This window comes from Bradyrhizobium sp. UFLA05-125 (assembly GCF_059803515.1).
This window is the reverse complement of record NZ_JBANBJ010000128.1, coordinates 1-12,960: the sequence shown is the minus strand read 5'-3', so window position 1 is coordinate 12,960 and position 12,960 is coordinate 1. Positions and strand designations below refer to the sequence as shown.

General features: G+C 58.2%; 9 protein-coding genes. All 9 read left to right on the top strand.

Annotated elements, in window-relative coordinates:
* Nucleotides 1-264 precede the first annotated feature (264 nt).
* On the top strand, nt 265-1,740 hold the full coding sequence (locus SO156_RS44580; protein ID WP_498539277.1) for a GMC oxidoreductase: 1,476 nt from the start codon (nt 265-267) through the stop codon (nt 1,738-1,740).
* Between the two features lie 102 nt (nt 1,741-1,842).
* Nucleotides 1,843-4,989: a phospholipase D-like domain-containing protein gene (locus SO156_RS44575; protein WP_498539276.1), complete on the top strand. Its 3,147-nt coding sequence runs from the start codon at nt 1,843-1,845 to the stop codon at nt 4,987-4,989.
* A 22-nt stretch (nt 4,990-5,011) separates the two neighbouring features.
* Nucleotides 5,012-5,236: a hypothetical protein gene (locus SO156_RS44570; protein WP_498539275.1), complete on the top strand. Its 225-nt coding sequence runs from the start codon at nt 5,012-5,014 to the stop codon at nt 5,234-5,236.
* Nucleotides 5,237-6,238: 1,002 nt separating this feature from the next.
* Complete coding sequence (locus SO156_RS44565) at nt 6,239-6,607, top strand: hypothetical protein (protein ID WP_498539274.1); 369 nt, start codon at nt 6,239-6,241, stop codon at nt 6,605-6,607.
* On the top strand, nt 6,594-7,847 hold the full coding sequence (locus SO156_RS44560; protein WP_498539273.1) for a hypothetical protein: 1,254 nt from the start codon (nt 6,594-6,596) through the stop codon (nt 7,845-7,847). The genes SO156_RS44565 and SO156_RS44560 overlap by 14 nt, the downstream gene beginning before the upstream one ends.
* Before the next feature lie 53 nt (nt 7,848-7,900).
* On the top strand, nt 7,901-9,163 hold the full coding sequence (locus tag SO156_RS44555; RefSeq protein ID WP_498539272.1) for a hypothetical protein: 1,263 nt from the start codon (nt 7,901-7,903) through the stop codon (nt 9,161-9,163).
* Nucleotides 9,164-9,173: 10 nt separating this feature from the next.
* The gene (locus SO156_RS44550) at nt 9,174-11,624 is read left to right on the top strand and encodes a hypothetical protein (RefSeq protein WP_498539271.1); all 2,451 of its coding nucleotides are present in this window, start codon (nt 9,174-9,176) and stop codon (nt 11,622-11,624) included.
* Between the two features lie 280 nt (nt 11,625-11,904).
* Nucleotides 11,905-12,147 (top strand): hypothetical protein, encoded by a 243-nt coding sequence (locus SO156_RS44545; protein ID WP_498539270.1) that lies wholly within the window; start codon nt 11,905-11,907, stop codon nt 12,145-12,147.
* A 142-nt stretch (nt 12,148-12,289) separates the two neighbouring features.
* Nucleotides 12,290-12,960, top strand: a 671-nt coding sequence (locus SO156_RS44540) for a helix-turn-helix domain-containing protein (protein WP_498539269.1), incomplete at its 3' end; no start/stop codon positions are given.

Here is a 12,960-nt window from a genome sequence, read left to right as displayed (position 1 = left end):
GATTCGAACCAGCCGATTGATCCAGCGACGGGCAAGCCGATTGATCCTGCGAGTTCGAAGGCCACGCTGATTAACCCAGCAAAACTCGCTGCCGGCAGGCCGACGTCGCGTACATTGTCTCCTTCCAACTGGAAGGATCCCGGTCAAGCCTACCTCGATCAGAAGGACAGCAAGCTTCCGTTCAAGAGCACCTACGAGCGCCTTGCCGGCGGCACGTCGCACTGGATGGGCCTCACGCCGAGGCTCGTGCCGAACGATTTCCGCATGAGCATGTACGACAAAAATCTGCCGGATTGGCCAATCAGCTATGAAACGTTGATGCCATGGTACGAGAAGGCGGAAGCCGAGCTCGGCGTTTCCGGCGACGTGGCGGACCACAGTTATGCCGGCGTGACGTATTCTCCCGGCTACGCCTTTCCAATGCCGAGGATCCCACCGTCACTTTTCGATCAGCACGTGAACCAGACGCTTGCGCATCTGACCGACGAGGACACCCGGTCTCTTGAATTTCTCGGAACGGCGGCGCCGCTGACGTCGCTCACTGCGCGGAGCCAGCCTGCGGCGCGAAATTCTCAACCCTATCGGAATCGTCGCGCCTGCGCCGGCAACACCAGTTGCATTCCGATTTGCCCGATCCAGGCCAAGTATGATCCGACGATTACCCTGAATGAGGCGACCAACAACGGCGTGAGGCTGATGGATCATACGGTCGCAAGCGAGATCTTGGTCGACGCGAATAATCTCGTGAGCGGAATCAACTTCATCACCTACAAGGACGAGGCTGGTCCGAAGACGGGAAGCGGCTGCATCAAGGCCAGGATATATGTCGTCGCCGCGAACGGCATCGAGACGCCGCGGCTCCTGTTGATGTCAAAGAATGAGACCCGATTTCCCAACGGCGTAGCCAACAGCAGCGATATGGTCGGGCGGAATTTGATGGACCACCCCCAATTTCTCTCCTGGGGGCTGTTGCCGGTCCAGGTATTCCCCTATCGCGGCCCGCTCGTGACCTCTGCCATCGGCGATCTCTGCGACGGTCCGTTTCGCAATAAGCGTGCAGCCTTCCGGATCAGTCTGGGCAACGAAGCCTGGACCGCGACCGTCGGCGGTTCGGGTGGCGACCCTCACGTGACCACCCTCGATTTCATCAACGGGGTCAACGTCGGCGGCCTAAACAAAAGGGACTCCACCCACATGGCGAGCAACAGCGCGCTCGTGGGCGACCAGCTGCGCGATACCCTCGGCAACCTGATCTCACGGCAGTTCCGGATCGCATTCGCGGTCGAGCAAAGTCCTGATCCCAATAATCAGGTGACATTGTCGTCGGCCACCGACGCTCTCGATTTGCCGCGTCCTAAGATCACATACGATCTTTCAGACTATACCAAGCGGGGTATCGCCGCTGCGTTCCTGCTCAAGAACGTGATCTTCAGGAAACTGGGTGCTGAGGACTTCACCAAGACTCTGCCCGACGATCCCGCAGGCTTCGACCAAGTGATCGAGGGCAACACTGTGCGCCTTACCTATGGTGGCGCGGGTCACGTCATGGGTACCTACCGGATGGGCAACGATCCCAAGACCTCGGTCGTCGACTCGTTCCAGCGCTCACATGATCACGCGAACCTTTATCTGGTTGGAAGCGGCACCTTCCCGACCGTCGGCACCGCCAACCCAACGATCACTCTCTCCGCGCTCGCGCTCCGAACCGCGGAGAGGATTGCAAAAGTAGAGTTCAAGTAGCGCCGTTAAAGGATTCAAACGAAGGTATGTGGGGCTTTGGGTTGAAACAATCGCAGCGTCTAGTTTTGTTGCTTGAACGCTACATTTTGAAGGAGATTTCATATGACCAAACGTGCTCGCTCCAGAAGGACAAAGCGTCCTGCCGCGCAGCAAGCGCAGGCTGAAGTAGCTGGCGGCAAACTTACAGTTATATTCGGATTGCTCGCATCAGCCGGCAAACGGACCATTTTATCAATCGGTGGACTTTCGGTTGAAGTCCTCATCTCAAATACTCTACCAGCAAACGAATCGGACCTGGATGAGGTAAGAAAAAATACGCAGGCCCAGTTCAAGTCGCTGATCGGCACCAATGTCCGTTTGAGGGGCTATCAATCGGGCGGATACCTTCTGAGCGCGAAGGCGCTGCCCAGGCTTGGCACCACGCCGGTCAAGCCGGAGGACCGCGGGCGATTTCAGGTCATCAATGACGTCCTTGAGCGCAATCGCCAGTTGCTGCTCGCAATTCCAGGCGTCCTCGGCGTGCGCACGGGATATCGTTTCAAGGACGGTTGGATCACCGACGAGCCCTGTATCGTCGCCATCGTCGATCAGAAGCTCCAGCCCGCCGCCGTGCCGCCCGCCGTACGGATTCCCGACCGGATCGAGAATGTGAATGTTGACGTCGCGATTGCGACACCGGTCCAGCAACTCGTCTCGCAGGCGATGCGCCAGGGCCGCGCGATCCAGGTCGACCCTGTCAATCCGGAGGGCTTTGCCGTGCCCGGCGCCAGCCAGCCGGAGCAGGCCTTCGCCCTGACGGACGTCTCGGCGCAATTGGTGCGCGAAAGCAAATATGTGCCGCCAGACAACGTCGAGCTCGAGCCCGTCAATGGGCCGTTCACGATCAAATGCCACGCCAGCCCGGATGCCGGCTGGCCGACCCTGTCGGCGTTTTTGCAGCAAACGAAGACACGGTTGACGGTGGCTATGTACGATTTCACCGCGCCGCACATCATGCGAACGATCGAGGCGACCTCCGAGCAGAATGATTCTTCGTTCTCGCTGATCCTTGATCCCGGTCAGTCACTCACCAACGGCGACGAGCCCAACAACCCAAAGTCCGGCGACTTTACCGAGGACACCGTTCGCAAGGACCTCAAGCAGAAACTGCGGTCGAAGTTCAGTTTCGTCTGGGCTGCCGTGACGCGCAGAGGCAAGGTCGACCACGGAATTTTCCCGACCGCCTATCACATCAAGGTTGCGGTACGAGACGGAACCGCATTCTGGCTGTCGAGTGGCAACTGGCAGTCGTCGAACCAGCCGGACATCGATCCATTGGGTCCCGACCGCGGCCTGCCGAACGTGCAGACGATCTACAACCGCGAATGGCACGTCATCGTCAATGACCAGAGGCTCGCCCAGACCTATGAGGCATTCATCAAGTATGACGAAGAGCAGGCGGAGCCGTTGAATGTGTCACCGCAGGCGGCGGTACGGCCCGATCTGTTCGTGCCCGAAGAACTCGTCGCGCAGGCAGTCGCGGCAAAATATTTCGCACCCAAGGATATCGATATCGCTCGCTCCGAAATCGTGCAGCCGCTGCTGACGCCGGACAACTATGCCGATCACATTCTTGACCTGATTTCGCAAGCCAAGACGACGCTCTATTTCCAGAACCAATACATCAAGATCAACGTCGATGAGAGCAAGAACCCGCCGAAATTTGCGGCCCTCGTCGATGCGCTGCGCGGCAAGATCGACGACGGCGTCGATGTTCGCATCATCCTGCGCGACATCGGCGACACGCGACCGATGCTTGAAGCCCTGAAAACCAACGGCTTCGACATGTCCAGGGTAAAGCTGCAGAAGTCGTGCCACAACAAGGGTATTATCGTCGACGGCGAGATTGTGGCTGTCGGCAGCCACAACTGGTCTGGCGACGGTACAGTGTACAATCGCGACGCCAGCCTCATCCTGTTCAGCAGGACGGCAGCGCAGTATTTCCAGCAGATTTTCGTCTACGACTGGGACCACCTTGCTCGCCAGAAGGTCTCCGCCGAAAGCGCGATGCCGAGGCTCGCGCTGTCCGGCGAAGCGACGCCGGAGGGCGCCTTCCGCCTGCCATGGGACGCCTATTTTGGTGAATATCAGGCCGATCTGCAGGATCTGATCGGTACCGACATTCCGAGCCCGTCAATGCCGGAGCGGCTCTATTCCCAAGCTGTGCGGTCGGAGCCGGTTTCGCCTCCCGCCGCCTCGCCGCTTGTAACCGCGCAATCCTACCTGGTTTCGAGCGACCTGTTGGCAGCAAAAAGCGAATTGAGCAAACGCTGGCTGCATTCCACGAACCCGTCCAGTTTCAGGGCGCAAGCGGCAGTGACCAGCCCCGATCCCGCGGTGAACGTGGTCGGCGTCGGCATTGGCGAAATGATCAGCGGCGGAACGCCGACCGGTCTGATGTCCGTCAGGCTTCTCGTTCGCGTCAAATACGCCAAGGGCATGATTCCCCCGCAGCACATGCTGCCGGAAACGTTCGAGGGCATGCATGTCGACGTCGAAGAAGTCGGCACCTTCCGCCCTATGACTTCCATTCCCAATCCCCGCACGATGATCAGACCGGCGCAGCCCGGCAGTTCGATCGGTTTTGAGTTTCCCGGTGGCTCCCCCATCATGGCGGGAACGTTCGGAGGTCTTGTCAGGGATGCGACTGGTACCCAATACCTGCTTAGCAACAGCCACGTTCTGGCGAACGAGGGACAACTCGCCGTCGGCTCGCCAATTTATCAGCAGGGTCTGCTCGATTTGCCAGCGGGCAGCACGAAAGCGCAAATCGCCAAATTGTCGAAGTTCATTCCGTTCGACCCGCAGCCGGCACTGGTGGATTGCGCGATGGCGGAGGTGACTTCCCCCAATCTGGTTTCGAAGGAAATTCTTTACATAGGTGCTCCCAGTGGCGTGACAGCAGCTAGGCAAGATATGGTGGTCCACAAATTTGGGCGGACCTCGTTTTACACTGCCGGACGCGTGACCATGGTAAACACCGACACGAGCGTCGACTACGATCAGGGAACCGTCGTTTTCAAGAACCAGATCGTTATCGTCGGCTTGAACAGCTCGGTGTTCAGTCAACCCGGCGATTCCGGCTCGCTGATCCTAGAGCGCGATAGCCAGATGGCGATCGGCCTTCTGTTCGCCGGTTCCCCCTCTCACACTTTGGCCAACCACATCGAGGATGTTCTGCGGTCGCTCAACGTGACTTTGGTAACCTAGCGTTCGGTGCTAAAAGCAGGGGATGACCAAGTTCACGAAGGACGAAGCTCTCGCCATCAAGGATCGGCATAGTCTTGCGCTGCTCAAGACGCCTGGCGTTCATGGCGTTGGTGTGCGGGCAGATGACGCGGGTAACCACAAGCTTGTGATCATGGCGGACCCCGGTATCGAGAAGGCGAGGCTGCCTCGGGAGATCGAGGGACTTCCCGTCTCGATCGAGGAGACTGGGTGTTTCCGGCCGCAATAGTCCGAAACATGTCCCGAGGCTGCCGTCGTGATCGGACCTTCGATCGTTCTGGCCGTGTCGAAGCAAAAAACTGGCCGGCTGCTCGCGAAATCCAGCAAAGCGGGCCACGCTATCGTCAAACGCCCGCGCGTCGGCGGATCTCGTCTCGTTGGCTAGAACCTCTCAGGACGTGGCCGACTTGGGCTTCTTCGGAATCGCAAAACTTGTTGGCGGCAACGGAGACAACACCCGAACTCTCACATCCGCGGCAATCCTGTCAACGTCGGATCAGGGGAGCCATGGTCGTGGCCGGGACGGGTAGTGCGGTTCGCCCCCTTACGCCTCTGCTTGTCTACGCAGTGTCTGGCCAGCCGATCCGACGACAGTGCCACCTTGACGGTCTAAAGCTTCTCCGGCTCTCGCGGGCTTAGATTACCGACCTTGTCCGCTTGGGTCGTTCATTACCAGGCGTGTACCGGTCCGGCATGGTCCGATGCTCCGACCAGTGTCTCAGCCCACCGGGTTTTCGTGATTGCCCGTGCAAGGAGGATCGATCGATGCTGAGATTTCTGCAACTTATCGGATCCCGATCGGGGGCGCGTGGTTCCAAGCTATGCACTCGGAGCTGGGTGAATGATCGAGCTATGGGCTACACAACGCGTTCTCGTGACGCAACGGAGAAAAAAAGAGTGGGTGCCTTTGAATCGCCCCCCGTTCAGTCACTCGCCGGCTCTCCTTCCGGGGGAACCCAAAATCGGCTGCCCGGGGCCTGGGCAGTTGTCCGCGGCGCATCTCAAAATGGGCTCGGCAAAACGGTCCGATTACCGGTATCGCCCTACAATCGCAAGTATACGCTACTTCGCCGCTGCGCAGTGTTGCAGCAAACGAACGCAAGAAATCGCCTGCCTTCTCATAATCGTGACGTAGACATCGGATTGATAGGTTTAACAGCAAGTTGTATATTGCGAGTTTGCTCCTCCAGAACGAATGAATAATGCCTATAAGGACGGGAGGGAGGACGGAATGATTGCAAGCGAGCCTAGGGAAATCGGTGAATTTTCCGCCAAGCCGGGCGTCAATGATGAGGACGTTCAGAGGGAACTTCAGGTGATCTGGGACGAATTGCGAGGCGATCCCAATGTCGACCAATTGGCGAGGGAAGCGGGTGTCGCGCCGGAGGTCATCAAAGGGGAGAAGCGCACGCCCTTCCGCGCGACGCGACCGGAAGCCCAGATTTTGGTTGCTGAAACCATTATGATTTCCGTCCTCGGGGGCGTTCTGGCTCACGTCGCCAATAGCGGGCTGGACGCGTTATGGCAGCGGGCCATTTGGCCCCGGCTCGAAAGGCGATTTGGTGCCGACCTGGAGCCGAAAAAGGATGAGTCCGGTTGAGTTCGAAGCCCACGTTTGTCATGACAAGCATCCTGACCTTCGCGGTCGAAAGCAAATCGTTGCGCGCCTGTTGATTGCCCGAAACTTAGGTGCTCGATCGACACTGCAATCTGGCAACCAACGCCAGCCGCTAAAGGGTACGGTAAAGTTTGCCGAGGCGACGGCAGACAACGAGGATTACCTGGATAAGCCAGCGCAGCCCTTACATGCATTTGTCAAAGAAGTCCTAAACGAAGCTCGTCGGCATTCGGTCGATGGTTCTATCGACAAGTTTTTGAATGAATTTGAAAATGATTTGTGCGCCATACACTGCGAAAAGTGCGTAGCCCGTCGTGTTGGTCAGAAGCCCCCCGAAGTTCTCGCGGCTGCGATGTGTAATGGCAGGACCGGCGATAACTTGAACTTGCAATTCGGCGCCCTGTGCTGGGAAACTTTCACCGAGCTATTTAAGTTTGGTGTCAAGACTGCACAGGAGGCTTATGCGGACGTCCTACGCGCCAATCAAAATGAGTTCCTCAAAGTAAAATTGCACACCCGGATCACGACCGATGCCGGGTTCGGTGCGCGAACGTTATTCCCTGAGGAAGATCAACCCGGACAGAGAATCGCGATCGTCGAACTCACACTCCCTGTCGAGGATTTCAACGAGAGCCATTATCTGAGACTGCCCTATTACATTTTCCACGAAATTTGCGTTCACGCACCAGAGGCGTGGACGGCCCCGACGAAGCGAGTGCCTACAAATGAACGGTGCGCATTCGGTGAGGGCTTCGTCGACGCTGCAGCCGTGCGAATTCTAACGCGTGCACTGGAGCGCGAAAACGTACTCCCTGACCCCGATCGACCCTATGCGGAGCGGTTTACCAATGAAGCCGAGAAGGCGCAGCATCAGCGCGCGGATCTTGATCCTGAGCACCGAAGTTCGTCCAAGAGGCGTGCGAAGGCCCAACAGGATGCTGCCGATGCCCGTGATAGCGGCATGCGCCTCTTCAAGCGGCTTGCAAAACGCGAAAATCAGAAACTGGCTGACGAAGCGATCAGAATTGCGCTTTGCGTCAATTTGTTACCCCTCGACGCCGACGAGCGGATCAACTTCATGACGATGCTCGACCGGGCATCGGCCAGCGGAGCCGCCGTCGTCCGCAGACGCAGCGATTGGCTACATGCCGTTCGTGAGGCCGCAAACCGCGGCGATCTAATGGTACTCAGGAAACTTATCGGATCGGTAATAGATTTTTAGTGCATTTGCACGAATATTGTGCCATTCTGTCACGACGAAAACGGATGGCAAGTATGGCCGGAGCTGAATTTCGTTTACTGGGTAAGGCCTTATCGCTTGGGCGATTCACACAACCAGAACTCGCGAGGGCAGCTTCAGCGAAGCCAAATTCGGTTGCGTCATGGATCCGACGCAATCCTTGGTGCGTAGAACAAGAGGGATCGCTGTCAGCTTCGGCCGGTCCGGGCCGACCACAAATCATTTACCGGATCAAAGAAGAGGCGCTCCCCGAGATTCGAGCGCGGCTCGATCAGTTGTTTCCCGATACGGCTAAGCTTGCCGAACGCGATCTTCGTGCCAGCGGTTATCTCTACAATGTCGACCGTGCGGAGCGATATGTCGAAGCTTGGCGCAAAGCGCTCCAGCACGGCAGCGAGCCGGATGCAAATCAGGCGAAGTCCGTGGCCCGCTCATGGATCAGAATCGCCTGGGAGGATTTCGCCGACCTGCATGGCGCCGGGCTCATGCCACCATTCCAACATCTGAAACACATTGCCGAACTAGAGCGTGAAGTAGGCTCTGGCGACGTGCCGGCTACCGCGCCACTGGCACCGCTGGCGAAGTGGTTGGTCACACGCCTTGAAGCGATGTCGCAGCGCGGAGTGACCGACGCGTTCGCAGCATCGACGTTACGCGCTCGGGCATTGGTGCGCTCGGAGAAGAAGGCCGCCGCGTTGACCGCCGCGGCGGTCGCCGCACCGGTTTGGTGGGACGAAGGCCTGTCCGACGATGCGATTGTAGATGCTAGCGCCGTCAACCGTTGCGACAGCGTCGCCGGTCTGCTGTCGCCGGACAAACTTCCCGAAGAGTTGACCCTTATGCTCGATCGGCAGGGTCTTCATCAACACCCGGAGCAGGGCCAAGCCATCGTTCTGGGAATGGCGAAGCGCTCGACTGCCAGCAACAAGTGGGTGCGTGATTGGCTGTCGTTCCTGCTGATGTCTTCGGATTGGCAGAATGATCTCGCGCCTGCGGTACTCTACGGCTTAGGGCGCGCAGGGCGCGTGAACATGCATTCCGTGTTGAGCCGGCTCAATAGCGAAGCGGTGCGTAGCGCGCTGCATCCGCGATGGACCAACGTTCCATGGGCGCCCGCATGGCACCCTGGCAGGGTGCGCACTGAGGCTCTGCATTATTGTCAGATAGTGCTGGATAGCTACAGCGCCGCGGACCGCGCAGCTCACAAGCTTGAGTTAAGAGCTCCCGAGATCGGGTCAAGAATTGAGATGCAAACCCTGAGCAGCACTGTTGCTACGCTGCTCGGTGGACACAGCTAGGCAGCGCCTAATGTCGACCAACACGATAGAGCGGGTCACGCCAGCCACGGCAAACGCGCAAGCGCAACATCAATATTTCCAAGAAATCGTTCAATTGCGACTTTGCTTGCAATGGAATGCTGACGACTACGAATTTGCGCGTAATGGCGGACGGATCCTCTACTTGATGGATGCGAACATTGTCGTGTTTTTCATGAATCCGGTGCTCGAAGCACACCACGTCGACGCATTTGATTCTGGCGCGCCCGGAAGGCACGCAGTCGCTACGGCGCTAGTCACGGCGGAGTTTTTGTTTTCGCGCGGCCTCAACGGTCAGGATGGCTATCCGGCGCTTATTGCCGCGAGCCACGCCGAAGAGCTTGGCGAAATTCTCGGCGCGATGCGGCCAGAGTCGAGCCCGTCCCTCGCCCGGCTGTCTGAGCTTCCGGATTCGGCGCGGAAGGGTCTCGAAACTTTGATACAGCAGGTTCGTCGTGCCGAAATTCCGCGAGACGCTGCTGTCAAGCAGCTGCGCCGGCTCGTGCCCGAGTTGGCGACTGACCTATTAGAAAGCGGATATCAGGAGGCGAATCAGTTTCTGAGACTTTATCGCGAAGATCTGATTCGGCCGCTGGCAGTCCATTCCGAAGCGACGAAAGACATTTTGGACGTCAGGCAATCCAGTGGCGCGGAACTCGAACAATGGACCAGCATGATTTTGTCGGAGCGGGAGGCTCGTGCTAACTGGTACATGCGCGAACGGGGTCATCGGTTACCGCCGACGCCGAAGTCTTTGGAACGAAAGCGAGCGCGCCGAGACGCTGAGGCGCTAATCCAGACGATGCACCTTGATGAAGCTGCTCGCGAAGCGCGGCAGCCGACGCGCTACGTGTTGGTGACGGCCGATCGCGCGTTGTTCGATGCTTACGCTAAGTGGTTCTGGCATGACGCCGGCGACCGAACGCAGATGCGTTTTGTGCTTCGCCATCCACTGCAATACGTGCCGATGCTCAATCTCGTGGACATGCCCAACGGAATCGAAAGATCGGATATATTCGAGCGTACGCGCAATGCGCTTGATACCCTGCTGGCTCCATTGCGCTCCGTCGATCCGCGCCGCTATCCACAGAGCCTCTCGATCCACCGCATCTTGGCCCGAGTTGCTGCCGATGATGAAGCGATGGAGATGGCCTTGAAGCGCTTATATGGTCGCAATCCGTTCAAACTCGAGTCCGGCAGCGCCCCACTATTTGATCGGATCAAAGCGGACTGGGAGGAAAGTTTCCGCGATAGCATCGTGCTGAATGCAGAGCTGATGCGACGCCGTGCCCGAGCCGAGTTCGAACCCCTCGTTTGCCTCCTTCGCGAGGATGTTGACCTCCGCACGGCCATACTCGAGAGCCAGCAAAAAATTCTGACTGAGCTTGAGGCTGCACACTTAACGGTCAACACCCGAGTCAGCATAGCGCGCCTGATGGGCGTCGATAAAACAATGGAGGTTGTCCCTCCCCGTGGGGTGCTTGCCATTCGTGCCACGTTTCCGCGGATCATAGGTAGTGCGTCGCTTGAAGATGTACTCAAGAAGTTGGCCAAGGGCGAAGACGATCAACTGGAGCGTGACATAGAGAAGAGTCTGCAAGAAGGGCTCGACTATCAAGCGCTCTTCTTTGCTGCCTGCATTGCACATCGCTGTTCGCGGTGGCATACGGCACTGCACTATGGCGAACGGGCACTCGCTCTCCTAGCAAAACAGCGCGTTGTGTTGAACGGAGAGTCGGTTGAGGCAGAGCAACACGAAATTGGTTATCTAGTAGCATCCGCTACACGATATGCCGTGCCGTCGATCGACGCGATTCGAGATGCAATAGCGCTGCTGGAAAGGGGAAAGGCCTATGCTCGCCAGCAAAGAGATCGATTCGGGTTGGCGCGCGCGCTGTGTGAGTTTACCGGGTTGGTATTGGTTTTGGCCTACCGCGACTGTTTGTTCGGAAGCTCGACACAGGCGGCAAATCCGATCGGAGACGAGGAACTCAAATATCTGTCCAGTCAGCTCGAAGAGACGACGAAACTGCTTGATGAGCTGAATCTCACATCCCCCTCGGCGGCACTTACCGGGCCTCTTCAGACATTGGAATTACAGGCATGGGGAAATGTGATTAGCGCCGAAGTAATCTCGCATCTCCTCGTAAGTCCGAGCGCGCGGAGCCAATGGTTCCGGCCGTCACCAGCTGTGCTGTCTCGCGCTTTAACCAAGATGGAAGCTATGCTCAAGCACCAATTTCTGCCGGTGGCAGAAGCGGAGCATATCATGGCCCGGTTCTGGAACGGCATATTGAGCCGCACCGAGGCGGCGCGATTGCTGAAGGCGACGCAACAAGGCGCCGAAGCCGGCGGACATTCGCTTACGGATCTTGACGGGGCCGAGTTTGAGCGGTTTGTGACTATACTGGGAGAGGGAGGGGATGAATGGCTCGAGATCTAGGTGAAGCAGCTCCCCCCAGCGCTTCATAAATCGGCGTCAGTTAGCGCTAAGGCTTTGAAAATGTTAAAAAGCCGAGGCGGAAATGGGTTTGATTGGCGGGTTCTCGGCGTAATGCATTAGCAGTTGCTGGCAAGGCCATGGAGGCCACTGTGAGGATCGATCATGCGCTCGCAATCGCGGGCAGCTTGAAGATACTGTAGTCGCCCTCAACCGTGTTGGTGGTGATCATGTCACCCGCGCTGTAGCGCACGTATTCCTCTCGGCTATGGTTCACGGCGTCATGGCCGATGAAATGAGCGCCAAGCTGGCCGTACCAACGGCCTTCGTCCGTATCAAGGACGCTCTAACGATTGACATTTTCGCAAACGATTTTGGTGATCTCATTGAGCGTCGTAGAGTCGATATGGAAGCTACGGGCAGAGCCGTCGCGCACCAAAAGCGTCATGACGATGTTCTTGTGTGCCGATTCCGAGGTCATCGCGCGCACCGTGCCGATTTGATGGCGCGCGGGGTTCCGAAATGATCGCGCGCCGCATTCCGAGCATTATCCGCGCAGGATTCCGACGTGATCGCGCGCAGTTTCGCATGATGTGAGGCCTGATCGTTGAGCCATTTCTCCAGCTGGAAACAGCTGGGAGAATTGGATGCCGACGAGGAGGGTTATCATGCGCCAGGTGCGCGAGATTGTCAGGTTGAGCCTTGAGGCTGGGCTCTCGACGCGCGTGGTTGGCGAGCGTGTCGGCGTCGGACCGACGACGGTACGTGACACGCTGAAGCGGTTTGCGGGCGCGGGTCTGGCATGGCCAGTCCCGGAAGCGATAAGCGATGCCGAGCTGGAGCAACTCCTGTACGGGGTGCCTGGCGTGAAGCCTGGTCGCCGCAAGGTGGCCGAACCTGACTGGTCCGTGATTGCCCGCGAGCTCAAGCGCAAGCATGTGACCTTGCAGGTGCTGTGGGAAGAGTACATTGCAGAGCATCCGGACGGGTACCGGTATAGCCGTTTCTGTGACTTGTTCCGCAACTGGGAGGGCCGGCTGCCGCTGGTGATGCGCCAGCACCACGGCGGGGGCGAGAAATTGTTTGTCGACTATGCCGGCGACACGGTGCCGGTTGTTAACCGTAAGACTGGCGAGGTGCGTGACGCGCACATCTTCGTCGCGGTCATGGGCGCATCCAGCTTGTCGTTCGCGCTGGCGACGTGGACCGAGCAGCTCGGCGACTGGATCGCAGGACACAACGCGGCCTACAGCTTTTTTGGCGGCGCGACGCAACTGCTGGTGCCCGACAACGCCAAGGTCGCGGTGATCAAGGCCTGCCTCTATGACCCCATGGTCAA

Bases quoted from the DNA above. Each gene is read 5' to 3' on its own strand.
- SO156_RS44580 (WP_498539277.1), top strand. From the start codon at position 265: ATGAGCATGTACGACAAAAATCTGCCGGATTGGCCAATCAGCTATGAA.
- SO156_RS44575 (WP_498539276.1), top strand. From the start codon at position 1,843: ATGACCAAACGTGCTCGCTCCAGAAGGACAAAGCGTCCTGCCGCGCAG.
- SO156_RS44570 (WP_498539275.1), top strand. From the start codon at position 5,012: ATGACCAAGTTCACGAAGGACGAAGCTCTCGCCATCAAGGATCGGCAT.
- SO156_RS44565 (WP_498539274.1), top strand. From the start codon at position 6,239: ATGATTGCAAGCGAGCCTAGGGAAATCGGTGAATTTTCCGCCAAGCCG.
- SO156_RS44560 (WP_498539273.1), top strand. From the start codon at position 6,594: ATGAGTCCGGTTGAGTTCGAAGCCCACGTTTGTCATGACAAGCATCCT.
- SO156_RS44555 (WP_498539272.1), top strand. From the start codon at position 7,901: ATGGCCGGAGCTGAATTTCGTTTACTGGGTAAGGCCTTATCGCTTGGG.
- SO156_RS44550 (WP_498539271.1), top strand. From the start codon at position 9,174: ATGTCGACCAACACGATAGAGCGGGTCACGCCAGCCACGGCAAACGCG.
- SO156_RS44545 (WP_498539270.1), top strand. From the start codon at position 11,905: ATGGCCGATGAAATGAGCGCCAAGCTGGCCGTACCAACGGCCTTCGTC.